This is a genomic window from Fodinibacter luteus (assembly GCF_039541575.1).
In the GTDB taxonomy this organism is placed as follows: domain Bacteria; phylum Actinomycetota; class Actinomycetes; order Actinomycetales; family Dermatophilaceae; genus Fodinibacter; species Fodinibacter luteus.
In genome coordinates, this window is the sequence record NZ_BAABGM010000020.1 from 76777 (window position 1) to 102903 (window position 26127).

Sequence of the window (26127 nt, forward strand, 5' to 3'; positions counted from 1 at the left end):
ACCCTGACGAATGCCCGATCGCCCTGCCGGTCTCAGGGCCAAGGCTGGTGCGTCATTTCGCCGCGTTTCGCTCGGCCGTAGCCCCGGTGCCGAATGCGTTCGCGACGCGTCTGTCCTCGCGCACCGTGGTCGGTACCCTGCGGGCATGAACCCGCGATTGCGAAAGACAGTCACAAGCAACGTGTTCTGGCTCGCCTTCCTCATCATCGTCGGGCTCTTCGTGCTGGATGGTTCCGAGCGCACCAGTTGGTTCCTGGTGTGGGTCCCGCTTGCTGTGCTCATATCGGTGCTCATGGACTACTTCGTGTGGAACCGCTCGGGACGCGACCAGCGACTTCAGCAGGACCGCGACCGACCGCGCTACGGGGAGTGACCTTTCAGGGTCGACCTTCAGCCGTTCGCGACTTGCGTCTCTGCGCCGCCTATTCGTCCCACCGATCTGCGGCAGTTCCGGACACTCCCCCGGCCACCACTGCGAAGAGACGCACCGTGCCGACTTTGGCGAGGATCGTCCTGCGGATTGCTGGATTCCGGGCAGACGCGGTGGGAAGGGTCACTGGGAGCGGAGCCCGGCGTCGCGGGCCTTTGCGATGGCCTCTGCGCGAGATGCTGCGCCGATCTTTGCCATCACGTTGGAGACGTGGTTGCGCACGGTCTTGAGGCTGAGCACGAAGTAGTCGGCGATGTAGGTGTTCCCGCGGCCTTGGGCCATCAGCACGAGGATTTCGTGTTCGCGCCGGGTCAGTTGCGGGAAGGTTGACGTGTCGCTGGACCTGCCTCCGCTGGCGACGTGTTCGGTGATCTGCTCCACCACGCTGGCCGAGAAGTAGCCGGCTCCGGACGCCACCGTGTGCACCGCGCGGACGATCTCCTCGGCGTCGGCGTTCTTGACTATGTAACCGCGTGCGCCTGCTCGTAGTGCTGCGTACACCGTCGCGTCGTCCTCGTATGAGGTGAGCATGAGGATGTGGCAGTGCGGCGCTTGTTCGAGGATGCGCGGGACGAGGGAGACTCCGTTGCCGTCGGGGAGGCCGATGTCGAGGATCACCACGTCGGGGCGTTGCTCGGTCACGAGGGCGAGGGCCTGTTCGCCGGTCTCCGCCGACCCGACGACAGTGATGTCCTGGCCCAGTTGGAGCGTTGCGGTGAGACCAGCCCGGAACATCGGATGGTCCTCGACCAGGACCAGCCTGGTGTGCGCTGTCACGGGACGGCCTGGATCGGGAGGTCGGCGACGACGCGTGTGCCGCCGCCGTCGGCGAGCCCCAGTCGTAGCAGTCCGCCCAGGTCCGCGGCGCGGGCGTGCATCGACTGGATGCCGACTCCTGGGATCGGCTGAGCTGGTAGCCCGGCCCCGTCGTCCTCGACCGTGAGATGCAGCTGGCCGTCGGCTGTCACGGCCACCGCGCACCGGCGGGCGTAGGCGTGGCGCGCAGAGTTGCTCATAGCCTCCAACGCAATCCGGTATGCCGCGGTCTCGACGGCGGTCGGCAGCGGCGGCAGCCCATCGGCGGCAACGGTCACCGTGAACTCGCCCGGTCGGCTCAGTGCCCGTCCGCGTTCTTCGAGCGCCCCGACCAGTCCGAGCTCCTCGAGCCCCGGCGGTCGTAGGTCGTCGAGGATTCGGCGGACGTCGGCCCAGGACGTGCCCGCCTCGGTCTGCGCGGTTTGAAGCAGTATGTCGGCCGTGTCGGGGTCCGAACGCAGTATCCGTCGAGCGGCGGTCAGCGCCAGGGTGAGACCGGCCAACGCTGGACCCAGGCCGTCGTGTAGGTCGCGCCGGAGTCGGGCGCGTTCCGCCTCGCGGCCCAGGACGAGCCGTTCACGTGAGAGGGTGAGTTCGCCGATGTACCCCGCGGCGGCCACGGCCGCTCCGGCCTGGTCGGCGACCTGGCGGATCAGTCGTCGGTCCAGCCGGCCCAGTGTCCGTTCTCCTCGGCGGGACTGGACGAGCAGGTGCCCCGGCACGCCGCCGGCGTACGACAGGTCGAAGCGCTCGACCGGCGAGGACGCGTCTCTCACGCCCTGCTCAGCGGCCCGGGTGTAGGTGCCGTCCTGCTCAACGTCTAGGGCCACCCAGGGCAGCCTCAAGGACTCGCGCAGCACGTGCACGATCCGATCGGGCACATCCTCTGGTGAGGCCTGGGCCAAGTGCTGGCTGAGGGTGCGCAGGACCGCGAGTGGGTCCCCGCGCGTGCCGTACACGGCACGGGCCACCATGGCCTGCAGGCCACGGTAGGCAGGCAGAATCACAAACGCGACGAGCACAGCGGGGACCAGCACCGCCGGCAGCGAGCCGCCCGGAACGCCAAATGCGGCGGCGACTGCCAGCACGCCAGCGACATAGATGACCGCAATCACGAGCGTGCTCATGGCCGCCACCAGCAGCCGGCTCAGGACCAAACTGATGCCGAACAGGTGGTGCCGCAGCACGGCGTACCCGATCGCTGCAGGCAGCGCGGCGACAACCACCGGGAAGACGATCGGAGCCAGCTTCTCGAGGCCGGGAAGGACCAGCGACAGCGGCGCCACGACCACGTACGTGGACACGATGAACAGCGCGGCGACGGCGAACGTGGCAACTTCGCCGCGGACCTCGCGGTCGCGGACCGCGCGCACGCCCAACCGGACCGCAGCGACCGCCGCTGTGCCGATGAGCACCACGCCGCAGACGGCGCTAAGGACAGCGACGACGGGATGGAACCCGTCGTCCGGGCTGTCCACCAAGGCCGTGACCGCGAGTACCGCGACGGCAGCGACCTGGGCGTGGAACACCCGGCACCATCGACCTTCGGGCACGCCGTCCGGGAACACCATGATGAGCAGGGGAAGCAGGGGAAGGCTCAGTGCCCAGAGTGCGTTGCCGAGGCGGGCGCTGTCATAGCCGAGTGGGCGGTCGCCCCACACGGCCAGGAGAAGACTCCCCAGCACCAGGCCCGTCACCTGCCCGCCGACGTAGACGGCCAGGATCACCGTCACGGGGTGTCGGGGCAAATGCCAGAGGAGCACGACGGCGACCGGCACGACGAAGACGAACAGGGCGACGATCGGGGACCAGCCCGCGTGCTCCTGCGGGATCGACCCGTCAGCGTGGAGGGCCAGGTTCAGGGCCAGCGAGCCCAGGCAGTACACGCCGAAGCCCGACGCGAGGATCCTGGACCTGCTCAATTGCCTCACCCTCAACCAACCGCAACCTCCGACGCTACAGACACCACCCGCCACCTGTCTGCCTTCGCCGCGATCCCGCTTGGGGGAGGACCTCTCGAATGTGGAGAGTGCCCCGCGGCGCCGAGAGGCCTTGCGGCTGCACCCACGACCAGTCAATGCGCCAGCGAGGGTCGCTTGCTGTCACTCGACTCTCGGGACAACGGCGACGATCGCGGTCCCCGTGATCGAATCCTGTCCGTCGGCCGCGTAGATGGAGCAGACGTGTTGCGCCTGGCCCTGGCGAGCCGGCGGGTTCTTGGGAAACACGAAGTGCGAGGTCTCGCCGCCGAGGATCAGGGTGATGTCTCCCGAGACGATCGTGACCTGAACACCTCCGTCCCTGCCGCCGTCCGGGCTGAGCCACTTGACCTGTGGGTTGCCTCCCCAAGGGCTGTACAGCGCCTCGAAGACCCCGAGGCCCTCGCAGGTCCAGGTCTGTGCCCGTGAGTAAATGCGCTCGCTGGGGGGAACGTCTGCGTGGGCTGTCGGCGCCACGACTAACACGGCTGCGACACCCGTCACGGCGCCGGCCCCTGCAAGCGCCCGGGACACCAGTGTCTTTGGCATGCGGTTCATGAGCTGCTCCCTAATCCAGCTGGAATGTGACGACTCCAGCCAACCGACCGGGCGCGCCCAAGTCATGAGGTCCGCGTCCCGACTTCTTGGGCGCGAAAACCGGGAACACGACCGATGGTTGACTCCAGTCGAGTTCCTCGCCGGAGTAGCACAGCTGCATCACCTGTCAGCCGCCCACAACCGAGCCGACCGCAAATGGCCCTCGCCCCCCGGGCCCGTCCCCGGCCCTGGCAATCGTGCTCAAGCCGCACTCAGTTTGGGGGCCACTCCTGACACGGTCGACCAAGCGCCGCGCCTCGGCCCCACTGCCACGTCCGACCATCGGCATGAGCGCGAACATCGAGGTGCGTCGCTTCGCCGCGAGATCCGTGGTGGGGCTATGAGCCTGCCTGCTCCGGCCAGCCACCGTAGGGCACGGTGAGGATCTCCAGGACGTGCCCGTCGGGGTTCAGCCAGTACAACCCGCGGCCGCCGTCTTTGGTGTTCACCTGCTGCGGCATGGCCCGTTCGGGGTCGGCCCAGTACGAGATGCCGCGATCGAGGATTCGGCGGTGGATCTGGTCGAACGTGCGCTCGTCGACAGGAATGCGTAGTGCTGGGGGTGCACCGGGCCTTCCGCGAGGAAGTCCAAGGAAACATCGTTCGCCACCTCAAGCACGGAGAACGGCCCGAAGCTCGTCGGGGCCGGGAGCCCCAGGACATCGGCGAGGAACGACGCCGAGGCCTGCTGGTCGCGGCAGCAAACCATCGTGTGGTTGAGTCTCACCGACATCCGGGCCTCCTCCGTTGGATCCTGCAGGGTGCGTCCCGTCGGGGATGCCGCCGAAGAACGCCTCGAGTGAAGCGTAGATTCGGCCGACTCCTCGAGCATGGCTCGCGCCGGATTGGTTGACTCTGCGCCGCGGCGTTTCGTTCCTGCGCACAGGTCGCGTCTCATCGCCGCATGCAGTCCTTCGCTTGACGGCCTGAAGTTTGCGGCGGATGGAAGGCACTGGTGGGGTTTCGCCAGTGGGCCTAGGAACGCTGGTAGCCGAGGAAGACGCATCCCGTGGCGGATTGTGTGGCCTTCGTTAGGTCCAGGCGCCGCAGGTCGATGGCGTCGGTGAAAAGTCGCCGTCCATGCCCGGCCAAGGTGGGCACTATGACGAGCTCGAGCCGGTCGATGAGGTCGTCGGCGAGGAGGCTCTGAGCGAGCCGGATGCTTCCGTGAATGCCGATATCGCCGCCGTTGCTCCCCTTAAGTCGCGCGACGTAGGGCACCAGGGCGTCGTCGACGATCCTGGTCTGAGCCCACGGGGATGTCGGCGTGCTGGAACTGAAGACGTGCTTGAGTGTGCGGTTGATGAAGTCAGCAAAGGGCTGGACGTCCGAGGTCGGCCAGTAGTCCACCCAGTAGTCGTAGGTGCCGCGTCCGAGGAGGATGTCGTCCTGGGTTCGGATCACCTCGGCAAGGTTGGTGAACACATCTTCGTCTGCCTCGAACATCCAGTCACCGGGCTCTTCGGCCACACCATCGAGGGAAACGAGGGTGTAGAGGACCACGTCGCGCATGAAGACTCCTGATGGCCGAGGCACGGTTTGGACGCCAACTGTCGCAATGTCGACCACAGCGGTCAATGCGGCCTTGCTGTTTCAGTCACGGGGGACGCCTCCGACCCTCGAACGACGTTTCGTTCCACTACGGGTCCATGGGCCAGTTAAGGACAAGCGCTCGGCTCGTTTGCGACTCGCAGGCCCGAAGATGCCGCCACTGCTACCAGCGCGGTCGGGAATGCCCTGCGTCACAACGCCTGTCCTTGCGGCATCGCTGGTCATGCACAGCAGCTCGCGGGGACTTCTCGGGTCTCCATCCGGCCCTTGATTCGCGGTTGGCGCTGCACGCCTGCACCGGCTCAGGCCGGCGCCGCACGCCCCGCCACGCGATCCGAAGAACGGGCGGAGAACACCGCGAGGGCGGTGCTGGCGAAGGCTGCCAGGGTGACGGGGCCAACCAGCTCGGGGCTGACCGGCCCGCTGACGGCAAACAGGAACTGAAAGCCCGGGACCAGCATCAGGAAGCTGGCCACGGCCAGGACCAACGGCCACGGCCACAGTCGGGCTGCCAGGTTCGTGGCGCGGCCACCTGGCGTTGCCCAGGTGTGGTCCACTCGCGTGGCCAGCAGTCCGGCCACCAGGCCGATGATCGGCGGTCCGAACCCACCCCCGCAGATCAGCTGCAGGACTGAGAGCGCCACCAACCCCGCACCCCAGCGGGGGTGGTGCGCCCCCCAGATGGTCCAGGCGCCGATGGCCACGGAGATGAGCACCGCCAGGACCCCGGTGACGAGCAGGTTGGGCACGAGCGTGAGCGCGGGTTCCCCACCGAGGGCGTCGAACGCCGCGGCGTCGGGCCAGGACCGGAACACCAGGCCCGGCGGCGCCTCGGTTCCCTGCTCGATCGCGCCGAGCCCGTGCTCTACCCCCACGGCCGCGCAGAGCAGGCCCAACGCGGTGACCGTAGTCCGGGTCGCGGACGCGCCGGACCGCATCCCTGGAATCACGCGAGCGCGTTGGTCCGAACCGGCCTTCATCGGTGGCTGCGATGTCTGTACGACCGACACACGGGGCCGATCGGCCGCCTTCAATGACATGATCCACGCTCCCTCGGAGGGGCGGACCGCGCGCACGTTCGTCGGCGGTGCCAGACCCGCCTCCACATCCACGCTAATACCGGCTTGGACCGTCGAGAACCCGGCGGCGCCGTGACGAGCGACACGACGGCGTCGTCGCCCCAAGCCTTTCCGATTCCCGCGCCTGCGTCTCTACGCCGCCTCAGCGCGAGCTACCTCAGGACGCAGGCAAGGCTTTTGCGAGAGTGCGGTGGATCTCGGCGATGGTGTCGGCGGTCAGTGGGCCTTCTGCTTGGAGCTTGGGGTACAGCTTCTTGGGCCACAGGGCGTGGACGTCGCGGGTGGTGAAGTTCCCGCCGAGCAAGGGCCAGTCTGCTTCGACGAAGCACAGGACGCCGTGCACCGGCACGCCGGGCTCGAGGAACCCCCGAACGACGTCGACCTGCTTGAGTACCCCGTCGACGAGCTTGGTGCAGTCCCGTGAGCCGATCATGAGCCGTTCGACGCGAGGCCGGAAGAGCCCTCCGTCGATCTTTAGGTGCGGGCGGCCGCGGTACTTCTTGGCGTCGATGACGAACACGCCGGTGGGGGTCACGGCCAGGTGGTCGATGTTGGCCTTGCTCCGGGGCATGCGACGGTCGTGCAGCATCCGGACGGTCTCCGACGCGAGCCGGTTCAAACCGCCGCCAAGCCTCTCCTCGCCGAGTGCGCCGGTGTTCCATGCGGTCGTGGACTGCGGGTCGTCGGAGACTGCGAGGATCAAGCCGCCGAGCTTGGGATGCTTGGCCCGGATGCGTTCCTCACGCGCCGCTTTGCGGCGGTCGAACTCGCGACGCGCGGACGCTCCCGCCGTTCCAGAATCAACAACCTCAGGATTCGGCTCCTCCTCGCCGGGACCGGCATCAGGTGTGCTCACCTCATGGCTGACACAACGCACCGTCCTGGTCGCCCGTTCGTACATCGCCTCGGCCCTCGCCGGAAGCTCTAACCCACACACCCGGCACGTACCGGCATAGCGCAAGCGCATGCGCTTCTCGTCGACTCCCCCATCCACGAGTGACACCGTAAATCGCTTTCCCGTTCGATGCAGGGAGCTTGCGCCATTTCGCCACTGAACGGCTAGCTGTCGGGAATGGCGCGGGCGACGATTGAGCGCAGCGTCGACAAGTCGACTGGCCCGCGGTTGGCTGGCTGATGGCACTCCCCGTACCTGCTCCAAGCCATCACTCGGAGGAGGGTGGTGCTGATCGCGGCGACATAGAAGGCGCCGTCATTAATGCTCATGCGGAGTTGTCGTCCGCCCTTGTAGGCACCCTCGGTTCGGTGGTCACTCACTCGCAGCAGGGCGCTCCCTTCCGAGTGCGTGATACCCGACAGCGTCTTCCACGTCGTCTGGAACCCGAGAGTCAGCATCGCATCGTCGGGTACCAACTTGCCGAGCTCCCCCTCGACCACGACTCGGAACGGGGTGGGGCTGATCTTGCGACCCTTCCAATCCTTCGTGCGGTAGCGCAGCCCCAGCTGGTCAGCCTCCGCTTGGTAGATCCGCGTGTTGTCCCGCCCGCTTTCGCGACTGGCCACTACGACGTCGTCGGGCACACCGAGACTTCGGAGCAGGTCAGGGCTGCGAAGGGTCACATTGCGGTACTTCCTCGCCGCTTCATCGTCGAGCCACTCCAACTGCACGCCACGACGCCGCCGTTCTTGGCTGTCTTCAGGCTTAAGGAGCCACAGAGCTCGGAACGCCGCCTCAAACGAGGGCCGCAGCAGGTTCCACGGGACCGTCGGAGTGGCCCCGAACGTGCCAAGAAGGCTTACGAGCGCGCCATGGTTCTCTTCGGCAATGCCGAGGTACCGCTCAGCGGCGGCGTAGACACGGTGCGCACCGACCCGATCCTCATCAAGGGAACGGGCGCATAGCAGCCGGCGATCCCAATCGGACTCGGCTTGTCGAGCCACCTCACGTACTTGGTCGCATTGCGCCCATCTGTCCCGCAAGTCCCCCAAGTCCAGCGTGCCTTCTGGTGTGCCCGGCTCATCCATTTGTTGATGGTGCCATTCGGGTAGGACAGCTCGGCCCAACAGACCTTGAGGAGAAGCACTAGCCGAGACCGCGACGCTTCAAGCGCTCACGAGCATCGCAGCTTGCTCACAGGATCTTGACCTGCGTCTAATCGCCGCCTAGCGCCGCGGGCTGGCACGCGTTCCGCTCGACCCTGAGGCAGCGTCCTACGGTCATAGCATCCCTAGTTTCCGCGCGTTGCGCTAGGCGTCACCCGTGGAGTCCGGGAAAGTTCTCCACGTGGAAGCATTCGAATCCTTCGTCGCGCTTGCCCTCGAAGCAGAGGACTTCGTCGTCTCTGAAGCGGTCAAGTACCCGGTCAAGCTTCAAACGAAACGAGTGAGCCACCCGGAGTACCAAACCCACTGGTACGAGGTCGACTTGGTGGGCGCCAGGGCAGACCGCTTGGTACTTGCATCAGTGAAGTCGTTCTTCGGATCGGCTGGTGTGCGAGGGGATGAGGTGAAGGGGAATTCGAAGAAGGCGAGTGGGAACGCGAAGTTCCAGCTCCTGAACCGGCCTGAAGTTCGGGACCCTGTTCTGGCTGGGCTGGCGTCCCGCTTTGGATACTCCACGAACCAAGTGGAGCTTCGGTTGTACGTGGGCTCCTGGGCCAATTCTCAGTCGGGCGCTGACGAGAAGCTCGCCCGCGAGTGGTGCGCGGAACAGCAGGTCGGCAGCGGTCCCATCCAAGTGTTTGACTTGAACGACGTCGTCCCTGTGGCGCTCCAGCTCGCGAAGTCAAAGACGTATCGGAACAATCCTGCGCTTGTCGCCATCAAGGTCCTTGGTGCCGCGGGAGCCCTGGCCGGCAACTGAGCCCGGCCTGTCGCTGACACTACTTGGCCGTGCGCCCGCGGCTCTATTGCTGGGCGTCGATCAACGACGCCGCATACGAGCATCCAGCTACGGCTCACGCCTTGGGCACTGCGTCACATCGCCGCAAGTTCCGCGTTGTGTCGCGAGCGGGGCGTCCCACTCCACGCGTTGGACATCACTCGTGCTCAGGCCAGGGCACCTGCTGTGTGGGCCCTCAGTCATCCACGATGTCGCCCCGGTAGGTCAGCCAGTGCCTTGCCGGCGCTGCGCCCGGCTGGTCATGTGCCCTGCTCGCCCCGGTCGAGCCACGGCGACGATCGATGAACACCGCCAAGACTGAGAAGGCGGCGACGATCCCGAGGATCCAAAACCAGATCTCCACCAACCGCTCCCTCCGCTGGCAGCACCGCTGCGAGCTCTATTGAGTGTCCGCCCGAGCATGGCCGAGGTCCAGACCCTCTCCCGGTCCCATCTTGCGACTGCGCTGAGCGCCAGGCTTCAGCCCGCGTCTCTATGGCAAACGGCAGTACGTCAGGAGCTGCCGGTTGGAGCTTTGCCCGGCTCGCACGCGATCGGACCCAATTCCACCTTTCACCAAGGGGTGGCTCTCACAGGCACTATCGGCGACCGAGTCAAACGCTAGCGGAACCCGGTGGCGCCTCCACGCGCCACGGAACCGGGTGCCCGATCCCGGAAGCTTGATGAACGGACGGACTGAGTGCGCTCGGCTCAACAGCCGTGGTCGGCCTCGATCTCCGAGGGCAGCCCGAGTTCGGGCTCCTATTGGCCGGCAGGCCGGCGGCCTCAGACTCCGATGATGCGGAACTCGTTACCGTCCGGATCGGCGAACTCGACGCCCCCTGCGACGTCGGCGAGGCGGGTCGCCCCGAGCGACGTCAGCCTCGCGATCTCGGTCTCGAGGTCAGCGGCGGCCAAGTCGAACCGTTGGCGGTTCCGCCCCTGTTTGCGAGCCACAGGCGGCCCGCCCCATGCCAGCTTGGTGCCGCCGACCGGCGACTGGATCGCGGTTTCCTGCCCTTGGTCCCACACCAGTGGCCATTCGAGAACCTGGTGCCAGAAGACCCCCACCGCTCGAGAACCGTCGCAGGCGACCTCGCCGAGTGGACCACAGCCGGCGAGGAAGCCGTAGCCAGCCTCGATCACGCAGAACTCGTTGTCGCCCGGATCGCTCAGCACGACGTGCCCCTCCTCGGGCAGCTGGCCGACATCGAGGTGGTACCCGCCGATGCTCAGAGCCTTCTCGACCATGGCCCGCTGCCCTTCGGGACCGGAGCTGGTGAGGTGCAGATGTAGCCGGTTGCGCCCGACCTTCTGGGTGGACGCCGCCACGAAGCGCAAACCGGCCTGCCTGTCGTCCCCCGGAAGCAGCACGCCTTCGTCCTCGTCCACCACCTCCCGTTCGAGCAGCTCAGCCCAGAACCGGGCCACCGCTGCCGGCCCCCGAGCGTCGAACGCAACGGCAACGAGACGTGTAGGCACCTTCTCCACGCTAGCCGCGACCCGGCGCGTGAGCACCTGGTTTCCTGTGGCAGCGGACGGCTACCTGGCGCTTCCACACCGCGCGGCTGACTCGGTTCGCATCTGGCACGTCTACCGCCCGGCTGTCGTCATGGCCTCAGTCGCGGGTGGCGAGGTAGACCAGGAACGAGTCTTCGGCCGTTGCAGGCAGGTTGTTGTACTGCCCGCGAACCTCAACGCCGGTGAAGCCAGCCCGCTCGAGCATGAAGACCAGCTCGGCGCAGAAGTACAGGTTGCAGGTGAGCTGGTAGCTCTCCTGGGCGATAAGCGCACCCTCGCGCCACCGGTAGGCGCGGATCTGCCACGCCTCCTGCTGGCGCAGCGGGTCCAGGTCGAGCAGGCGTGACTCCAAGGCGTACTCGTCACCATCGGACGCGAGCCGGCGGGCGCCGGGAGGCCGGGACGGCTCCGGGAGACCATCCCGTCGCCCGGACGGCCACAGACCCCAGTGCGTCGCGTCGGAGTAGGGGACCTCGTTGTCCAGGACGAGGCGTCCGCCGGGCTCGAGGTGCTCGTACAAGCGGCGCAACGCCTGCTCATCTTGCTCCCTGCTCGACCCGAGCCCGAACCCACCACAGACGAAGATCGTCCGGTATCGCCGGCGCAGGTTGAGCTCGTGCATCGCCTGGCAGGTCACGGTCGGCGACGCACCCACGGCACTGGCCGCCTCCCGGCAGAGCTGCACCATGTCCGGTGAGGCGTCGCACCCGTCAACGTCCAGCCCGGCTGCGACGTAGGGCACGAGCAGGCGACCAGCGCCGCAGGCGACGTCGAGTGCTGGCTGCCCCGCCTGGACGAACTGCCGGAAGTACTCGATCTCCGGTCCGGTGGTGCGGAACAGTGACCACCAACGGGCGACCAACCCGTGATGCCAGCTCTGCGCCTCGACGGGTGTCACCGCTCGACTCTAGCCATCGGCAGGTCACCCTGCTTCGTCACAACGGGCTCTCACCGTGTGAGTCACTTGCCCGCGAGCAAGCGGCCCGTCGGTGCGGTAACCGGACCGGATGAGCGACGCCTACCGCCGCACGACGGGACGAGCCACCGTCTCATCGCCAGTGCCAATCGGGTGACTCGCCCAGGGACCCGTAATCCAACCCGCCTATCCCCAAACGCCGCGGTACATGTTCTTCGGCGGGGCTTCATAGCCCGCCTTGTCCTCGCCACAGCGCGCGCACGTCTGGTAGTCGCCCTTCGGTCCTTCGACCTCAGGATTGTGTCGGGACTCCCAGCGATGACGGCGGATCAAGCAACGAATGTCACGCATGGCGCACCTCCTCAGCGACCCACGAGGCCATGATCCACCCGATGCGAAGATCCCGCTATGGCCCATGGGTACCAGGCAGACTGCGCCCTGTGGGGTGCAGTCGCTTGCCAGGTCCGGTGAGCGAAGCCAGCGACGGTCAGGTTGTGGGCGGGATGGAGCCCTCAGAGGACGCGCTCGACCGGGAGGCGTCGGGCACGGGTCTCCGCCAGCCTGACGGGCCTCTCGCCCGGGATGCGTCAAGTAGCCGCCTGCCGGAGCGATACCACGCACGTCGCGAGACGATCGCTCCTGAAGCGTGACTCACGTCCCCGAGCGGCACCAGGGGTCGGGCTAACGGTCGTGGTGACCGGTCGCTCGAGGGTTTCTCCCGCGACGAGACCAAGGAGGCGATCCTCGCGCGCGGGGGCAAGGCGTCCGGGTCGGTGTCCAGGAAGACCGACTACGTCGTCGTCGGCGCGAATGCCGGGTCGAAGGAGGACAAGGCCCGCGAGCTCGGCCTGCCCATCCTCGACGAGGCCGGCTTCCGGCGGCTACTCGAGACCGGTCGGGCCGACTGAGGGGCGCAGTTGGCTTACACCTAGATCAGTGGGCGCGAGTGGTTGGCCATCCACCCTTGACCCTCAGGCCGCCCTTCGAGATAAGGTCCACGACACTCTGAGGGGACAGGACACGTTCGTCTAAAGTCTGCGTGCCGGCGCCCAGCAGGGCGAAGAGCCGCCACGCCGGTACCTGCCCAGCGGCAGCATCGGTAGCTCGCTGCGCCTGTGACGGCTGTAGGTGCACTGCGGCGAGTCGGCGGGTCATGTAGCCCTTGACCTCGACTTGGAGCTCATCGCCGTGCGCATCAATGAACAGCAGGTCGAATCCGGCCAGCGGTACATGCTGGAACTCCCCGTGCTTCACATAGCCGTTCACGTCAGCCCATACTTCGGCTGCACGCTCGGCTTCGCGTTCACGGATGCGACGGACCCCGTTCCGCACGACGGCGTCGTAGCGCAGCTTGAAATTGAGGCGGTTCCCGGTGTCGCTGGCCCGGAGCCTTGCCGCAAGGCGGGCGGTGTCGGTTTCGGCCAGCGCCTCGGGCGGGATGCCGCATACCGAGATCAACTCGGGTACGTCATCCCACTCCACAAATGACAGGCCGAAGCCGATAGGGCCTTGCCGGCCAGGGAGCTGCTGACCGGCGCGAAGGCTCTGTACGCGAAGACGACCTTGGCGGCGGGCGATGGACCTGGGCACCGGATAGGTGAACTTCGTCAGGGGGATCAGGCAGGCGGCCCGTTCTCTACGACCAGTCTGCGCGTCCTCCCACGAGGCAGTCATCCCAATGGCGCAGACGCCGACGAGGTCACCGCCGTTCCCGGTCGGATTGGTGCGCTGACAGATGACAAGGTCGCCGGTGGCGACCTCTGAGATGGCAGGTCGCCCGCGGGGCGTATCAACGGTGGAGAGCCACCAGCCCTCACGAGGCGCGGCCTCGGGATGCTGCCACGGGAACTTACTGTCGTCGGCGATGTCCGGGACGTCGAAGTCGGGATCGGCGGGGTTGTATCGGGCGATCCACAGGCGCCGGTCAACTTCCACCACGGCCGGGTTCGCCGGTTGCGGAGCCTCGAATGGGATCGTGGGGGCGGGATAGGGGGCCGCCCCACCGCCGTACCAGCCGGCTTGACCAAAGGCGCCCTCAATGGCACTCATCGTCCCTTGCATACGGCTGGCCAGCAGGTGCAAGACCTCGTCGAACGTCCAACGGCCACCCTGACCCAAGATGTCGCCCAGCTCCCAGTCGAGATTGGCCGGGCTGCTCACGGAGGCACCGTCCTCGCCCTAGGCAGGTGCTTGCCCGTCCTTATCGAGGGTGAGCGCGTCGTCTCAGTCCCCATAGTGCGCCCCTTTCGCCCACAGCGGGAGCTCCGATGATCCAGACCGTGTCAACGTAGTCCGGCCGTGCGCAATGGCTCACAACGCCGCAAATGAACTTGGCACCTCAGCCGGGCCAGCGCACGTCTTGCTGTAATCAGCCTGCCGGCCACTACGGTGATGGCAGGCCCTCGCGACGACACGCCGGCAGGGAGGTCGTCGACGTCGCTGCACGCATTACTCGTTGGCTGGAGGAACGACCGTGACCGTCCTGGAGTCCTTCTCACTCAATGGCCGCACCGCCCTGGTAACCGGAGCCACGCGAGGCCTCGGGCGGGCGTTCGCCCGCGGGCTGGCGGAGGCGGGAGCCGATGTCGTCATCCATGGGCGCGACGCGGCGGCGGCCGACGAGGTGCGCAGTGAGGTGGAGTCGCTGGGCCGCGCCGCCCACGTGGTGCTCGGCGACCTGACCAGCCGGTCGTCGGTCGACGAGATCGTGCGCGAGTCGCTCTCCCGGGCTGGGCAGGTCGACGTGCTCGTCAACAACGCCGGCGCGTGCGTGCACCGGCCGGCCCTCGAGGTGAGCGACGACGACTGGGACCACGTGATCGACACGAACCTCACGGCGCTGTGGCGGATGTCCCAAGCAGTCGGCGCGCATATGGTCGAGCGCCAGAGGGGCAGCATCGTCAACATCGGGTCGATGTCGGCGTTCATCGTCAACAGGCCGCAGTGGCAGCCGGCGTACAACGCCTCGAAGGCAGCCGTGCACCACCTCACGAAGTCGTTGGCCGCGGAGTGGGCGCCGTCGGGTGTGCGGGTCAACGCCGTTGCGCCCGGGTACGTCAAGACGGACATGTCGCCGGTCGACGACCCACAGTTCCGCAGGTACTGGATCGAGGACGCACCGCAGCAGCGGTATGCGATGCCCGACGAGATCAGCCCCGCGGTGGTGTTCCTGGCGTCGGACGCTGCGAGCTTCGTGACCGGGACTGTCCTAATCATTGACGGCGGCTACACCGCGTTCTGAGTCGGCAGTTCGCGGACTCTCCCGTGTGACGTCGGGCGAGCACTCCAGGACCGCGATGATGTGTGGACGCCCGACGGTAGTGCCCTGCAGGGATGAGCGCCCGCAGACGCCTGACGGGCGTCAGGCGATCGGCGCTCAGGCGATCGGCGCTCAGGCGACTGCTGTTGGGGTCACAGCCCGAGCCGGGAAGCGACGTTGTCTCGTAGGAGGTTCTCCCGGTGCTAGATGCCCTGGAGAGCCGGCAAAACCAACGCGGATCGATGTGCGTCTTCGCGCCGCCAGCCGGGCGCGGCGGTGTGGCCCCACCCGGACTCTGGAGTGTGCCCGCTTGGTATGCCGAACGTCTGCGTCAGCGTGCGCGCCCGGGATTGGCGGACCCGGGCCATCGGGCGGGGCTGGGTGCGACGTCTGCTGGACGCGTGGATGGGTCCGGTGGACGGAGGCGGCTTCGGGTGCTGCGGGGTGAGGCTGGACGTGCCCATCGACGACACACGCAGCACAGGAGAGATCGTGTTCATTGCCATTGTTGACTTCTCGACGACCGCCACCGACCGCGTCCGCGCCCTCGGCCAGCTCGAGGGCGAGCGGGCGCAGGTCCGCTCGATGCGGGGCAACATCGCCTTCCGCGTCTACGCCTCGCGCGAGGACGACCGAACCGTGACGGTGGTGCACGAGTGGGCCGACCCAGGCTCGTTCGCCGCCTACCTCGCGTCAGAGGCGTTCGCCCGGTCCAATGCGGTGCTGCGACCGATGGTCACGGACGGGCCGGTCAGTCGTCGCTTCCGCGCCGAACTGGTCGAGTCCGTCGCCTGACTGGATCGGCGTCCCTACGATCGGTGTGTGGGAGCCGACCCGTGACCCGCGAGGCGTTCGCGTTCACCAGGTCCTTCGCGCCGGCCGAGCCGACCGAGCTGGTCGTCGACCGGCACTACCTGTTGTACGCCTCGTCCGGGGCCCTGCGGCTGGAGGCGGAGGGCCAGCGGTGGCTGTTGCCCCCGGCCCGGGCGGCGCTGTTGCGCGCCGGTCGCCCGGTCCTGGTCGCGATACCGCACACGGCGACGACGGCTTCGGTGCTCTTTCACGTCGACTTCGTGCCACCACCGGTGCGCGACCTCGCGGTCTTCGACCTCGACCCCCTGGCCCGCGCGCTGGTCGCGGAGTGCGGCGGGTGGCCCGAGGCTGACGATCCGTTGCCTGCCTACCCCCGCGCCATGTTCACCGCCCTTGCCGCCGTGGCGTGGCGACTGGCCGAGCATCCCAGCCCGGTCGTCGTGCCGGCAGGTCGGTCGGCTGAGGTGCGCACCGCACTGCGGCTCACCGAGGAACGCCTTGGTGACGAGGTCCGCTTCGAGGACATCGCGGGCGCGGTCGGGCTCGTGCCACGGTCGCTGGCACGCCGGTTCGACGCCGAGCTCGGGATGTCCTGGCGCGCCGTCCTGCGCCGGATGCGGGTGCTGCAAGCGATCGAGCATCTCGCGGCGGGTGACACCCCAGTCACGACCATCGCCCACGAGGTCGGCTACGGCTCACTGTCGGCGTTCAACGCCGCCTTCCGCGAGCTGACGGGCGCGACGCCATCGCACTACCGCACCACGTTCACCGGCTAACCGCCGAAACGTGGCACCCCGACAGGATCAAGGCACATGCGTCCCTGCGGCGCCTGTTGGCGAGGTCCGCTCTGAGCCGTGGCGCCCCGCGGTTGGCGAGGATGCGGCCGCCGCTTGCCGACGTCATTCCCGCGCGTTGTCGCGGTGGGAGACGGCGCAGGTCCCGAGTGCCGCGGGAGTTCGGTGCTGCCTCCCTGCCGCCTGCGCTGCATTGCCGCCAAGCGACCTCGCCGGACGACGACCGTCGCTCAGGCCGCCCCAGTCGGCGAGGTCCCACAGCGGTGCGTCAGTGGTGACGGCATCGCGCGCACGGCGATGTCCGCCTACCTTCACTTCACCCTCCCTGCGCCGGGCACGCCCTCTGCGCCCTCAAATGACCCCAGCTCGTGCGCGCCCACCCCTACCCCCGAAACCCCACCACTCCCTGGGACTCATACCCCGACGGTGCATGGCCGCATACTCGAGCCGGCGATGTCGTCCCCACCAAGAAGTCCGAGATCTCATGGCCCACACACCTCATGCACCTCAGGGTTCCGCTATATCGTTGTTACGACTAAAATGCGCACCGAATAGCCGGAAGGGACGTTGCGATGAACGCCGAGTCCGCGGAGCCGTTGCAGCCCTCCGGGGCCTCCTCGACAACCGGGGTCCGGCCCTCGCCCAGGGTGCCAGGCCAGGTCGTCATGTGCGGTTGGTGCGGCGCGGAGGTGACCGTTCCGACCCGCGGCCGCGTCCCCAAGTGGTGCTCGAGCACCTGCCGGCACCGGGCGTGGGAGCAGGCCCGGGCTGCCGCATCCGGACGTGCGGCCGTCACCGTGGTGGACCGCGTGGTGGAGACGGTGCGCACCCAGACAGTGGTCCAGCATCACCGCACGACGGTGCCCGTCGCGGTCCACCCCGCGAGTGCGCGTGAGTGGGCGCGGCTGCTCGAGGAACTCGCCGCAAAGCTCGACTCGGGGCGGGTCTACGACCGGGACATGCCGGTGCTGATCCCGGCGGCCAACGCGCTGATCGACGCCCTTCAGCGACGGATCCAGCAGCGCTGACGAGCGCGCCAACTGTCAGCCGGGCAGCTGATGGCTCCCGGTCAGGTCCGCCGAGGCGCCGTCCCACAGGGCCGCTCCCATGCGCCGAGCCGCTTCGTGGCGCAGCTCGTCGACGGCGTGGACGTAGCGCTGGGCGGTGGCCATCTCGGTCCAGCCCATGATCGCCATCACGGTGCGGATGTCGACGCCCTGGAGGAGCAGGAGCGTGGCTGCGGTGTGCCGGGCGTCGTGCAGGCGCACCTCGCGCACGCCGGCGTCACGCAGGACCTGCTTCCAGTCGCGGTAGTCGGCATGCGGGTCGATGAGAGCGCCCCAGTCGGTGGAGAAGACGAGGTCGTGGGTGTGGTCCCAGACGTTGGCCCGCTCGAGCTTGAGCCGCAGCTGGGCGGCCCGGTGGGCGCGCAGTTCGGCCACGAGCGGCGGCGGCAGCGCCACCGAGCGCCGTGACGAGCGGGTCTTCGGCTCGACCAGCACCAGTCCCCCGTCGCGTCGCTGAGGACACTCCGCGCCACGGAGGTGGCCACACGCCGGCTCGGCCCGCCGTCGAGGGCTGCAGCCGTGGCTCCAGGTGCGTCGCTGCACGGCACGCCGTACCCGCAGCACGCCGGCGTCGAGGTCGACGTCGTCCCACATCAACCCGAGCGCCTCGCCCTGGCGCAGCCCCAGGGACAGCGCGACCGACCAGCGTGCTCCATTCAGCCGTCCCCGCGCCGCCTTCAGGATGGCCCGGCACTCGTCCGCGGTCAGCGGTTCGATCTCGGTGCGCTCCACCCGCGGCGGCCGGGCCAGGGCGGCGGGGTTGGTCACCAGCCGCTGGCGCCTCACGGCCTCGTTGAGGCTGGAGCGCAGGACGCGGTGCACGCCGTGCACGACGTGGGTCGACCGGCCGTCGTCCATCAGCTGGCGGTAGAGCCGCTCGAGGGTCTCGGGGCGCAGCTCGGTCAGCCGCGCGGCTCCGAGGGTCGGGATGACGTGCACGCGCAGGTGGCTGGCGTACCCCGAGCGGGTCTTCCACCGCACCGAGAGCGGCAGGATCTCCTCGAGCCAGTGCTCCAGCCACTGCTCGAGCGTGATGGCGTCGAGCAGCCACGGCTGCTGCCCGCTGTCGCGGGCGTTCTCCAGCTCGCGCACGGCGGCGTCGAGCTCGCGCTTGGTCGCCCGGCTGAGGTGCCGGCGGTCGCGCTCCCCGTCCAGGCGGCGCCCGACGGTGACCCGGGCGTGCCACCGGCCGTCGGCGCCGCGGTACCTGGTCGAGGCGCTGTCAGCAGTGCTGGCGCGGGGCCTACCGCGCATCGCGCCTATCCCGCGTCGGCGTCGCGCATCGACGCGACGAACCGGTCGAGCTCGGCCCGCTCGACCCGCACGGAACGGCCGAGGTGGACCGTGCGCAGCCGGCGGTCCGAGATTTGGCGCTCGACACTGCGGCGGGTCCAGCGCAGCTGGGTCGCGACCTCGTTGAGGTTGAGCAGGAGGGTGGGCTGTGGGTGCGGTGTGGTGTCCATGACCCCCAAAGGCCCCGAACGGGCGCCCCGTGGCCACATCCGACCCAAATCGTTGTCCTCACGACCCCAGTGTCACCCCAGGCGACCCGAGCACCCCGGCGCGAATTTTGGGGCCCATTTTGGGGCCCAGACCCCCGTCAGGAGCCGTCCGGATGCCGGGCACGAGTAAGCCCCCGGCAGCGTTTCCGCTGGCCGGGGGCCCGTCGTCTGTCTCAACACAGAGCGCGCCCGAAGGGATTCGAACCCCTAACCTTCTGATCCGTAGTCAGATGCTCTATCCGTTGAGCTACGGGCGCCCGTCGCGCTCGCGCGCAACGAGTGAGCAGACTACCGGAGCCGCGCCCGCACGAAGAAATCGCCGGATGCCGGGTGGCGGCCCGCTGCCGTGGCCGGCCGAGCCGCTGCAACGGCCTGCGTCCGCGTGACCTGCCCTTTCAGCCCGGCTGCAAGAACTTCCACCCGTCACGAGCGCTTGTGAGGAGCCTCATAGGGTGCAAGCGCTTCCGCGGTGGCTACCCCTTGGTACCCGGGCCTACCGTTGAGGGCAGAGGCTCCCAGCGGTGGGCGCCCGAGCCGCCGCCCGAGCGGGCTCGAGGGCACGCGACGGGTGTGGCTACCCAGTGAGCAGGACCGGCGGAAGGACCACCATGACCACGCAGGCAGAGCGCACGAAAGGCACGAGTCACGCAGGCCTCCAGGCCTGGGTCGACGAAGTCGCTGCACTCACGACCCCCGACGCGATCCACTGGGTCGACGGGTCCGAGGCGGAGTGGGACCGCCTGACGACGCTGCTCGTCGAGGGCGGCACCTTCACCCGCCTCAACCCCGACAAGAAGCCGAACAGCTTCCACGCGGCATCCGACCCCAGCGACGTCGCCCGCGTCGAGGACCGCACCTACATCTGCTCCGAGAAGGAGGAGGACGCCGGCTTCACGAACAACTGGAAGGCGCCGGCCGAGATGAAGGCGATCATGACCGACCTCTACAGGGGGTCGATGGCGGGTCGCACGATGTACGTCATCCCGTTCGTCATGGGGCACATCGAAGCCGACGTCCCGATGTTCGGTGTCGAGATCACCGACTCCGCCTACGTCGTCGTGTCGATGCGGATCATGGCGCGCATCGGCGCCGAGGTGCTCGCGGCCATCGAGGCCAAGCCCGACGCCTCGGTCGTCAAGGGCCTGCACTCCGTGGGTTACCCGCTCACCGACGGCAAGGCCGACGTCAAGTGGCCGTGCAACGACACCAAGTACATCGCGCACTTCCCCGAGACCCGCGAGATCTGGTCCTACGGCTCCGGTTACGGCGGCAACGCCCTGCTCGGCAAGAAGTGCTACGCGCTGCGCATCGCCTCGGCGATGGCCCGTGACGAGGGCTGGATGGCCGAGCACATGCTCATCCTCAAGCTCATCTCTCCGAAGGGCTCGGTGCACTACGTCGCCGGCGCCTTCCCCAGCGCCTGCGGCAAGACCAACCTCGCGATGATCGAGCCCGCCCTGGACGGCTGGGAAGCCGAGATGGTGGGCGACGACATCGCCTGGATGCGCTTCGGCGCGGACGGCCGGCTCTACGCCATCAACCCCGAGTTCGGCCTGTTCGGTGTGGCCCCCGGCACCGGCATGCACTCCAACCCCAACGCGATGGTCACGGTGGACAAGGGCAACTCCATCTTCACCAACGTCGCCCTGACCGACGAGGGTGACGTGTGGTGGGAGGGCATGACCAAGGCCAAGCCGCACCACCTGATCGACTGGAAGGGCAATGACTGGACCCCCGAGTCCGACACTCCCTCCAGCCACCCGAACAGCCGCTTCTGCACGCCGGCCAAGCAGTGCCCGATGATCGCGCCCGAGTACGACGAGCCCAACGGCGTGCCGATCGACGCCATCCTCTTCGGCGGCCGCCGCGGGACCACCGTGCCCCTCGTCTACGAGTCGCGCGACTGGGCCCACGGTGTCTTCGTCGGCGCGACGCTGTCGTCGGAGACCACCGCAGCAGCCACCGGCGCCGTCGGCGTCGTCCGCCGCGACCCGATGGCGATGCTGCCCTTCATCGGCTACAACGCCGGTGACTACGTCAACCACTGGCTCGAGATCGGCAAGCAGGCCGACGAGTCGAAGCTGCCGAAGATCTACCAGGTCAACTGGTTCCGCAAGGACGACGAGGACGGCTCCTTCCTCTGGCCCGGCTTCGGCGACAACGCCCGCGTCCTGAAGTGGATCGTCGAGCGCCTCGAGGGCACCGCCGAGGCCGTCGAGACCCCGGTCGGCCTCGTGCCCACCCCGGCCGCCATCGACGCCACCGGCCTCGACATGACCGAGGAGCAGGTGGCCAAGGCCCTCGCCGTCAACGTCGGCGAGTGGCGCGACCAGGAGCTGCCGCTCATCGAGGAGTGGTTCGCCTCCTTCGGCGACAAGCTCCCCACCCAGCTCGCCGACGAGCTGGCCACGCTCAAGGCGCGCCTCGAGAGCGCCTGACAGACGGTCCCCGCCGGACCACGAGGGCCCCACCGACCATGGTCGGTGGGGCCCTTGTCATGGATGCCGTGGCACCCGTCGGTGCCGCGCCCGCCACCGGGTGCCGGGCCGGGCCGGGCCGGGCCGCCTCGACCCGGCACCTCCTCCCCGGCGGTCGCTCACAGGAAGCGCACAGCGAACGCACGGACCGGCCCCAGTGCCGCAACCCAGACTGGGCACCATGACGACGACCCGGCCCGAAAGCGCCCCCGCCCTCCGGCGTCCCGACGGCTCCCCCGTCCGGGTGCTCGTCGTCGACGACGAGCCCAACCTCACCGAGCTGCTGTCGATGGCGCTGCGCTACGAGGGGTGGGAGGTGCGTGCCGCGGCGAACGGCCTCGCGGCGGTGCGGTCGGCCAAGGAGTTCGGCCCGGACGTCGTCGTCCTCGACATGATGCTCCCCGACGTCGACGGGCTCGAGGTGCTGCGTCGGATGCGCCGGGACGACCCGAACGTGCCCGTGCTGTTCCTCACCGCGAAGGATGCCGTCGAGGACCGCGTCGCCGGCCTCACCGCCGGTGGCGACGACTACGTCACCAAGCCCTTCAGCCTCGAGGAGGTCGTCGCCCGGCTGCGCGCCCTCATGCGGCGCACGACCGTCGCGGCCGACGAGGGCGGCTCGCTGCTCGTCGTCGGCGACCTCACGATGGACGAGGACAGCCACGAGGTGACTCGCGCCGGCGTGCCCGTGCACCTCACCGCCACCGAGTTCGAGCTGCTGCGCTACCTCATGCGCAACCCCAGGCGGGTGCTCAGCAAGGCGCAGATCCTCGACCGCGTGTGGAACTACGACTTCGGGGGCCAGGCCAACGTCGTCGAGCTCTACGTCTCCTACCTGCGCAAGAAGATCGACGCAGGACGGTCGCCGATGATCCACACGATGCGCGGCGTGGGCTACGTGCTCAAGCCGGGCGACTGACGGGGGCGGCGCCCGTGCCGGGGATGCCGCTCCCCCCCTCCCGCTGGACCCTGCGGGCCCAGCTGCTCGCCTCCGTCCTCGCCCTCCTCACCGTCGTCATGCTCGCGACCGGGGCGCTCACGGTGCTCGAGACGCGTCGCTACCTCGAGGCCGGGCTCGTCACGGACCTCCGGGGCGCCGCCGGCCGGGTCGACGAGCGCCGCGGTCTCCGAGACGGAGACGGCGAGGGCGACGGCGACCGGCGCGTGGCCCCCGAGCGGCGCGGCCCGATCGCGGCGCCCGGTGGCGGCGACGTCCTCGTGCTCGGCCTGACCCCCGCGGGAGCCGTCGCGACGACGGCATCCGGCGTCGAGCTCAACGCGGTCGTCAACGAGTCGGGGGCCGACGACACCCTCGACGCCGGCCAGGTGGCCGCGGTCGCGGCCGCCGCGACGGGCACGCGCCCGACACGGGTCGAGGTCGGGGGCGACGTCGGCACGTACCTCACGACGACCGAGGTGCTGCCGGGGGGGTCGCGGCTCGTCGTCGGGGTGTCGACGGAGCAGGTCGACGAGCTGCTCGCGAAGCTGCTCGCGGTCGTCGCCGGGGGGACCGCGATCGGGCTCGTCCTCGTCGGGGTGGGTGGCACGGTTCTCATCCGCCGCAGCCTCGCGCCGCTCGACCGGGTCGCCGCCACCGCGCGCCGGGTCTCGGCCCTCAAGCTCGACTCCGGGCAGGTGGCCCTCGCCGAGCGGGTGCCGGCGCAGGATGCCGACGAGCGCACCGAGGTCGGCCAGGTGGGCCTCGCGCTCAACACGATGCTCGACAACGTCGAGTCCGCGCTGCACGCCCGCCAGGAGAGCGAGACCCAGGTGCGCCAGTTCGTCGCGGACGCGAGCCACGAGCTGCGGACCCCGCTCGCGTCGATCCGCGGCTACGCCGAGCTGACCCGACGGGAGACCGACCCGGTGCCCGAGACGGTGACCCACGCCATCGGTCGCGTCGAGTCGGAGGCGCTGCGGATGCAGGTGCTCGTCGAGGACCTCCTCCTCCTCGCCCGGCTCGACGCCGGCCGCCCGCTCGAGCGCGACCGGGTCGACCTGTCGCTCCTCGCGGTGAACGCGGTGAGCGACGCCCACGCCGCCGCGCCCGACCACGCGTGGGAGCTCGACCTCCCCGAGGAGCCGGTCGAGGTGTCCGGCGACGAGGCGCGGCTGCACCAGGTCCTCGCGAACCTGCTCGCCAACGCGCGCACCCACACCCCGCCCGGCACCCGCGTCGTCACCCGGGTGCGTCCCGAGGGCCCGCTCGTGCGGCTGTCGGTGCGCGACGACGGGCCGGGCGTGCCCGAGGCGCTGCAGCCCTCGGTGTTCGAGCGCTTCACCCGCGGCGACGACTCCCGCAACCGGGCGAACGGGTCGACCGGGCTCGGGCTGAGCATCGTCGCGGCCGTCGGGCAGGCCCACGGGGGGCGCGTCGAGGTGTCGAGCCGCCCCGGTGACACGACCTTCTCGGTGCTCCTGCCCGCGACCTGAACCCGACTTCTTGCAGATCACCCACACCGACGGGGCCGGTAGGCACCCCGATGCGTGGGTGACGTGCAAGGAGTCGCTACAGCGGCAGGGTGTAGGCGACGAGCTGGACTCCCGCGACCGGCGACCAGTCGCGCTCGGGGAGGCGGGTGAACCCGAGCCGCTCGTAGAGCCGGTGGGCGGCGTGCATCGACGTCGACGACGACAGCACGAGCGCCCCGAACCCCCGCGCCCGTGCGAGCTCGATCGTGTGCCGCGTCAGCGCCTCCCCGATGCCCTCCCCACCGGCCGCCGGGGCGACGGCGAGCGTGCGGATCTCGGCCTCGTCGTCGAGGGCCACCTCGCGCAGGCGCGACCCCGGCCCGACGAAGGTCACCGTGCCGACGACCCCGCGCTCGTCGACGGCGACCCACAGCTCGGCCTCGGCATCGCGGTGGGCCGCGTCCCCGAGGAACTCGAGGTACGGCGCGTCGGCCGGGATGACCCCGCCGCCGACGTACGCGTCGACCGTGAGCCGCCCGACGGCATCCAGCTCGTCGGGCAGCACGCGCCGGATCGTGGGCGGGCTCATGGGCGGGATTCTGGCAGGTCGGATGCCGGGTGCCGGCACCGCCAGCCCGCGCACCGGCCCGCTTTGCCCGGCGGGCGCCCGGGCGGTTACCCTGTGCGACGTTGGAGGCGTCGCCTAGTCCGGTCTATGGCGCCGCACTGCTAATGCGGTTTGGGCTAACCGCCCATCGAGGGTTCAAATCCCTCCGCCTCCGCTCCGACGAAGACGCCTCGCGGCCGCGGGGCGTCTTCGCGTTCCCCGGTCACGAGCAGATGTCGTCGTCGGCGCTGCGGGTCGTGATCGTCGGGCTCGGGGACCCGCCGGGGGACGCGCTCGGCGACCCACCGGTCGACGCGCTCGGGGATGCGCTCGGCGCACTCGTCGTGGAGCTCGGGGACGGGGCGGTCGACGTGGTGCCCGGCGTCGGCTGCGCGCCGAGCACGCCGTCCTCGCGCAGCGTCTCCCAGAGCGCCTCGGCCTCGGGGGCCCACGCGACCCGGTTCGGGTCGGCCTCGTACTCCTGCACGGGCACGGTGACGAACTGGACGTTCCCGATGCCGATGTCCTTGACGCTCGTCGCGAGGTCCCGCATCGTCCCGGTGCCGAACTCGGGGTCCGTCGTCAGCGAGCGGGTCGCGGCGTCGAGGAAGGCGAAGAGCCGGTCGGGACGCAGGAGCAGCGACGTGCGCGTCGCCTCCTGGACGACCGAGGACAGGAACGCCTGCTGGCGCTCGATCCGGCCGAGGTCGGAGCCGTCGCCGAGGGTCTGGCGGGCCCGGACGTAGCCCAGGGCCTGCTCACCGTCGAGCACGTGCCGGCCCGCGGCGAGGGTGAGCTTGGCCTTGGGGTCGTCGATCGGCTCGTTCGTGCACACCGGCACCCCGCCGAGCGCGTCGACCATGTCGCGGAAACCGCGGAAGTCGACGACGGCGAAGTGGTTGACGAACAGGCCGGTGGCGCCCTCGAGCGTGGCGATGAGGCACGCCGGGCCCCCGACGGTGAACAGCGAGTTCCACTGCTGGTCGACCCACTCCTCCCGGGGCGCGGCGGCGTCGCACTCCCGGGGCGCCGGCACCATCGAGTCGCGCGGCACCGACACGACGGTCACGTGCTCGCGGTCGGCCGAGACGTGTGCGACGAGGGTGGTGTCGGAGCGGGCCCCCTCGGTGAGCGACTCACCCGCCACGTCCTGCCCCTCACGGGTGTCGGAGCCGATGAGCAGGATGTTGAGCGGCCCCTCGGCGACGGCGGGGCGGTCGCCGAGGTCGTCGCTGACGTCGAGCCGGTCGATGTTGCCCTCGAGCCGCCACCAGACGAGGCCCAGGACGGCGACGAGCACGACGCCGAGCACCCCGAGGCCGGCGACGAGCCGTCGCCTGCGGCTGGGGCGGGGCGGGGTGACCGGGTCCTCGGGCACACGCTGCTCCTTGGTGGTCCGCCGCCGCACACCGGACGCGTGCACGACTCGTCGAGTCTAGGTGCGCGGACCGGGTGGGCGCCGCGTCCG

The 26127-nt window shown here is 69.2% G+C and carries 24 protein-coding genes, 2 tRNA genes and 1 pseudogene; 11 read left to right on the forward strand and 16 right to left on the reverse strand.

What is annotated here, in order from left to right:
• Nucleotides 1–145: 145 nt before the first annotated feature.
• Nucleotides 146–373: a hypothetical protein gene (locus ABD899_RS15095; RefSeq protein WP_345207488.1), complete on the forward strand. Its 228-nt coding sequence runs from the start codon at nucleotides 146–148 to the stop codon at nucleotides 371–373.
• A gap of 180 nt (nucleotides 374–553) precedes the next feature.
• Here ABD899_RS15095 and ABD899_RS15100 read toward each other — a convergent pair whose 3' ends face one another.
• From ABD899_RS15100 to ABD899_RS15130, 7 genes are all read right to left on the reverse strand, one after another.
• A complete protein-coding gene (locus tag ABD899_RS15100) occupies nucleotides 554–1207 on the reverse strand; it encodes a response regulator transcription factor (RefSeq protein ID WP_345207490.1) in 654 nt (217 codons plus the stop codon).
• Nucleotides 1204–3168 (reverse strand): sensor histidine kinase, encoded by a 1965-nt coding sequence (locus ABD899_RS15105; protein WP_345207492.1) that lies wholly within the window; start codon nucleotides 3166–3168, stop codon nucleotides 1204–1206. The genes ABD899_RS15100 and ABD899_RS15105 overlap by 4 nt, the downstream gene beginning before the upstream one ends.
• A gap of 180 nt (nucleotides 3169–3348) precedes the next feature.
• Nucleotides 3349–3783 (reverse strand): hypothetical protein, encoded by a 435-nt coding sequence (locus ABD899_RS15110; protein ID WP_345207494.1) that lies wholly within the window; start codon nucleotides 3781–3783, stop codon nucleotides 3349–3351.
• Between the two features lie 1014 nt (nucleotides 3784–4797).
• Nucleotides 4798–5334 carry a dihydrofolate reductase family protein gene (locus tag ABD899_RS15115; RefSeq protein WP_345207496.1) on the reverse strand — a complete coding sequence of 179 codons (537 nt, stop codon included), beginning with the start codon at nucleotides 5332–5334 and terminating at the stop codon, nucleotides 4798–4800.
• A gap of 341 nt (nucleotides 5335–5675) precedes the next feature.
• A complete protein-coding gene (locus ABD899_RS15120; protein ID WP_345207498.1) occupies nucleotides 5676–6269 on the reverse strand; it encodes a hypothetical protein in 594 nt (197 codons plus the stop codon).
• A gap of 340 nt (nucleotides 6270–6609) precedes the next feature.
• Nucleotides 6610–7446 carry a nuclease-related domain-containing protein gene (locus ABD899_RS15125; protein WP_345207500.1) on the reverse strand — a complete coding sequence of 279 codons (837 nt, stop codon included), beginning with the start codon at nucleotides 7444–7446 and terminating at the stop codon, nucleotides 6610–6612.
• A 65-nt stretch (nucleotides 7447–7511) separates the two neighbouring features.
• Nucleotides 7512–8435: a hypothetical protein gene (locus tag ABD899_RS15130; RefSeq protein WP_345207502.1), complete on the reverse strand. Its 924-nt coding sequence runs from the start codon at nucleotides 8433–8435 to the stop codon at nucleotides 7512–7514.
• 235 nt (nucleotides 8436–8670) lie between these two features.
• On the opposite strand from ABD899_RS15130, the gene ABD899_RS15135 reads away from it, so the two are divergent.
• Nucleotides 8671–9273: a hypothetical protein gene (locus tag ABD899_RS15135; protein ID WP_345207504.1), complete on the forward strand. Its 603-nt coding sequence runs from the start codon at nucleotides 8671–8673 to the stop codon at nucleotides 9271–9273.
• A 214-nt stretch (nucleotides 9274–9487) separates the two neighbouring features.
• Here ABD899_RS15135 and ABD899_RS15140 read toward each other — a convergent pair whose 3' ends face one another.
• From ABD899_RS15140 to ABD899_RS15150, 3 genes are all read right to left on the reverse strand, one after another.
• Nucleotides 9488–9655, reverse strand: a complete 168-nt coding sequence (locus ABD899_RS15140; RefSeq protein ID WP_345207506.1) for a hypothetical protein — start codon at nucleotides 9653–9655, stop codon at nucleotides 9488–9490.
• Between the two features lie 422 nt (nucleotides 9656–10077).
• Nucleotides 10078–10809, reverse strand: coding sequence for a VOC family protein (locus ABD899_RS15145; RefSeq protein WP_345207508.1), 732 nt, complete (start codon nucleotides 10807–10809; stop codon nucleotides 10078–10080).
• Between the two features lie 100 nt (nucleotides 10810–10909).
• Complete coding sequence (locus ABD899_RS15150) at nucleotides 10910–11710, reverse strand: class I SAM-dependent methyltransferase (RefSeq protein WP_345207510.1); 801 nt, start codon at nucleotides 11708–11710, stop codon at nucleotides 10910–10912.
• Nucleotides 11711–12406: 696 nt separating this feature from the next.
• On the opposite strand from ABD899_RS15150, the pseudogene ABD899_RS15155 reads away from it, so the two are divergent.
• Nucleotides 12407–12636, forward strand: a pseudogene (locus tag ABD899_RS15155) (BRCT domain-containing protein); the annotation flags it as partial.
• A 25-nt stretch (nucleotides 12637–12661) separates the two neighbouring features.
• On the opposite strand, the gene ABD899_RS15160 reads toward ABD899_RS15155, so the two are convergent.
• Nucleotides 12662–13888, reverse strand: coding sequence for a hypothetical protein (locus ABD899_RS15160; RefSeq protein ID WP_345207511.1), 1227 nt, complete (start codon nucleotides 13886–13888; stop codon nucleotides 12662–12664).
• Nucleotides 13889–14201: 313 nt separating this feature from the next.
• Here ABD899_RS15160 and ABD899_RS15165 point away from each other — a divergent pair, with 313 nt between their 5' ends.
• The 4 genes from ABD899_RS15165 to ABD899_RS15180 all read left to right on the forward strand — a co-directional run bounded on the left by ABD899_RS15165 (nucleotide 14202) and on the right by ABD899_RS15180 (nucleotide 17622).
• Nucleotides 14202–14969 (forward strand): SDR family NAD(P)-dependent oxidoreductase, encoded by a 768-nt coding sequence (locus tag ABD899_RS15165; protein ID WP_345207512.1) that lies wholly within the window; start codon nucleotides 14202–14204, stop codon nucleotides 14967–14969.
• A 510-nt stretch (nucleotides 14970–15479) separates the two neighbouring features.
• The gene (locus ABD899_RS15170) at nucleotides 15480–15782 is read left to right on the forward strand and encodes a putative quinol monooxygenase (RefSeq protein WP_345207514.1); all 303 of its coding nucleotides are present in this window, start codon (nucleotides 15480–15482) and stop codon (nucleotides 15780–15782) included.
• A 41-nt stretch (nucleotides 15783–15823) separates the two neighbouring features.
• Entirely contained in the window at nucleotides 15824–16576 is a 753-nt protein-coding gene (locus ABD899_RS15175; RefSeq protein ID WP_345207516.1) for a helix-turn-helix transcriptional regulator, read from the forward strand.
• Between the two features lie 830 nt (nucleotides 16577–17406).
• Nucleotides 17407–17622, forward strand: coding sequence for a hypothetical protein (locus ABD899_RS15180; RefSeq protein WP_345207517.1), 216 nt, complete (start codon nucleotides 17407–17409; stop codon nucleotides 17620–17622).
• Between the two features lie 15 nt (nucleotides 17623–17637).
• Here the strand turns inward: ABD899_RS15180 and ABD899_RS15185 are convergent, their stop codons facing one another.
• The 3 genes from ABD899_RS15185 to ABD899_RS15195 all read right to left on the reverse strand — a co-directional run bounded on the left by ABD899_RS15185 (nucleotide 17638) and on the right by ABD899_RS15195 (nucleotide 19420).
• On the reverse strand, nucleotides 17638–18915 hold the full coding sequence (locus ABD899_RS15185) for a tyrosine-type recombinase/integrase (RefSeq protein ID WP_345207519.1): 1278 nt from the start codon (nucleotides 18913–18915) through the stop codon (nucleotides 17638–17640).
• A 5-nt stretch (nucleotides 18916–18920) separates the two neighbouring features.
• A complete protein-coding gene (locus ABD899_RS15190) occupies nucleotides 18921–19124 on the reverse strand; it encodes a helix-turn-helix domain-containing protein (RefSeq protein ID WP_345207521.1) in 204 nt (67 codons plus the stop codon).
• Nucleotides 19125–19347: 223 nt separating this feature from the next.
• Nucleotides 19348–19420 (reverse strand) — tRNA-Arg (locus tag ABD899_RS15195).
• A gap of 351 nt (nucleotides 19421–19771) precedes the next feature.
• On the opposite strand from ABD899_RS15195, the gene ABD899_RS15200 reads away from it, so the two are divergent.
• The 3 genes from ABD899_RS15200 to ABD899_RS15210 all read left to right on the forward strand — a co-directional run bounded on the left by ABD899_RS15200 (nucleotide 19772) and on the right by ABD899_RS15210 (nucleotide 24073).
• Nucleotides 19772–21601 (forward strand): phosphoenolpyruvate carboxykinase (GTP), encoded by a 1830-nt coding sequence (locus tag ABD899_RS15200; RefSeq protein WP_345207523.1) that lies wholly within the window; start codon nucleotides 19772–19774, stop codon nucleotides 21599–21601.
• 220 nt (nucleotides 21602–21821) lie between these two features.
• Nucleotides 21822–22559, forward strand: coding sequence for a response regulator transcription factor (locus ABD899_RS15205; protein WP_345207525.1), 738 nt, complete (start codon nucleotides 21822–21824; stop codon nucleotides 22557–22559).
• Between the two features lie 23 nt (nucleotides 22560–22582).
• A complete protein-coding gene (locus ABD899_RS15210) occupies nucleotides 22583–24073 on the forward strand; it encodes a sensor histidine kinase (protein WP_345207527.1) in 1491 nt (496 codons plus the stop codon).
• A gap of 76 nt (nucleotides 24074–24149) precedes the next feature.
• Here the strand turns inward: ABD899_RS15210 and ABD899_RS15215 are convergent, their stop codons facing one another.
• Nucleotides 24150–24641, reverse strand: a complete 492-nt coding sequence (locus tag ABD899_RS15215; protein ID WP_345207529.1) for a GNAT family N-acetyltransferase — start codon at nucleotides 24639–24641, stop codon at nucleotides 24150–24152.
• Between the two features lie 103 nt (nucleotides 24642–24744).
• Between ABD899_RS15215 and ABD899_RS15220 the strand changes: the two genes are divergently transcribed.
• Nucleotides 24745–24834: transfer RNA gene (locus tag ABD899_RS15220), tRNA-Ser, on the forward strand.
• 48 nt (nucleotides 24835–24882) lie between these two features.
• On the opposite strand, the gene ABD899_RS15225 is transcribed toward ABD899_RS15220, so the two are convergent.
• Complete coding sequence (locus tag ABD899_RS15225) at nucleotides 24883–26037, reverse strand: LCP family protein (RefSeq protein WP_345207531.1); 1155 nt, start codon at nucleotides 26035–26037, stop codon at nucleotides 24883–24885.
• Nucleotides 26038–26127 lie beyond the last annotated feature (90 nt).

What these genes read in the sequence shown, in the direction of transcription:
- ABD899_RS15095 (WP_345207488.1), top strand. Translation starts at nt 146, where the DNA reads ATGAACCCGCGATTGCGAAAGACAGTCACAAGCAACGTGTTCTGGCTC.
- ABD899_RS15110 (WP_345207494.1), bottom strand. Translation starts at nt 3,783, where the DNA reads ATGAACCGCATGCCAAAGACACTGGTGTCCCGGGCGCTTGCAGGGGCC.
- ABD899_RS15115 (WP_345207496.1), bottom strand. Translation starts at nt 5,334, where the DNA reads ATGCGCGACGTGGTCCTCTACACCCTCGTTTCCCTCGATGGTGTGGCC.
- ABD899_RS15130 (WP_345207502.1), bottom strand. Translation starts at nt 8,435, where the DNA reads ATGGATGAGCCGGGCACACCAGAAGGCACGCTGGACTTGGGGGACTTG.
- ABD899_RS15185 (WP_345207519.1), bottom strand. Translation starts at nt 18,915, where the DNA reads ATGCGCGGTAGGCCCCGCGCCAGCACTGCTGACAGCGCCTCGACCAGG.
- ABD899_RS15190 (WP_345207521.1), bottom strand. Translation starts at nt 19,124, where the DNA reads ATGGACACCACACCGCACCCACAGCCCACCCTCCTGCTCAACCTCAAC.
- ABD899_RS15200 (WP_345207523.1), top strand. Translation starts at nt 19,772, where the DNA reads ATGACCACGCAGGCAGAGCGCACGAAAGGCACGAGTCACGCAGGCCTC.
- ABD899_RS15205 (WP_345207525.1), top strand. Translation starts at nt 21,822, where the DNA reads ATGACGACGACCCGGCCCGAAAGCGCCCCCGCCCTCCGGCGTCCCGAC.
- ABD899_RS15210 (WP_345207527.1), top strand. Translation starts at nt 22,583, where the DNA reads ATGCCGCTCCCCCCCTCCCGCTGGACCCTGCGGGCCCAGCTGCTCGCC.
- ABD899_RS15215 (WP_345207529.1), bottom strand. Translation starts at nt 24,641, where the DNA reads ATGAGCCCGCCCACGATCCGGCGCGTGCTGCCCGACGAGCTGGATGCC.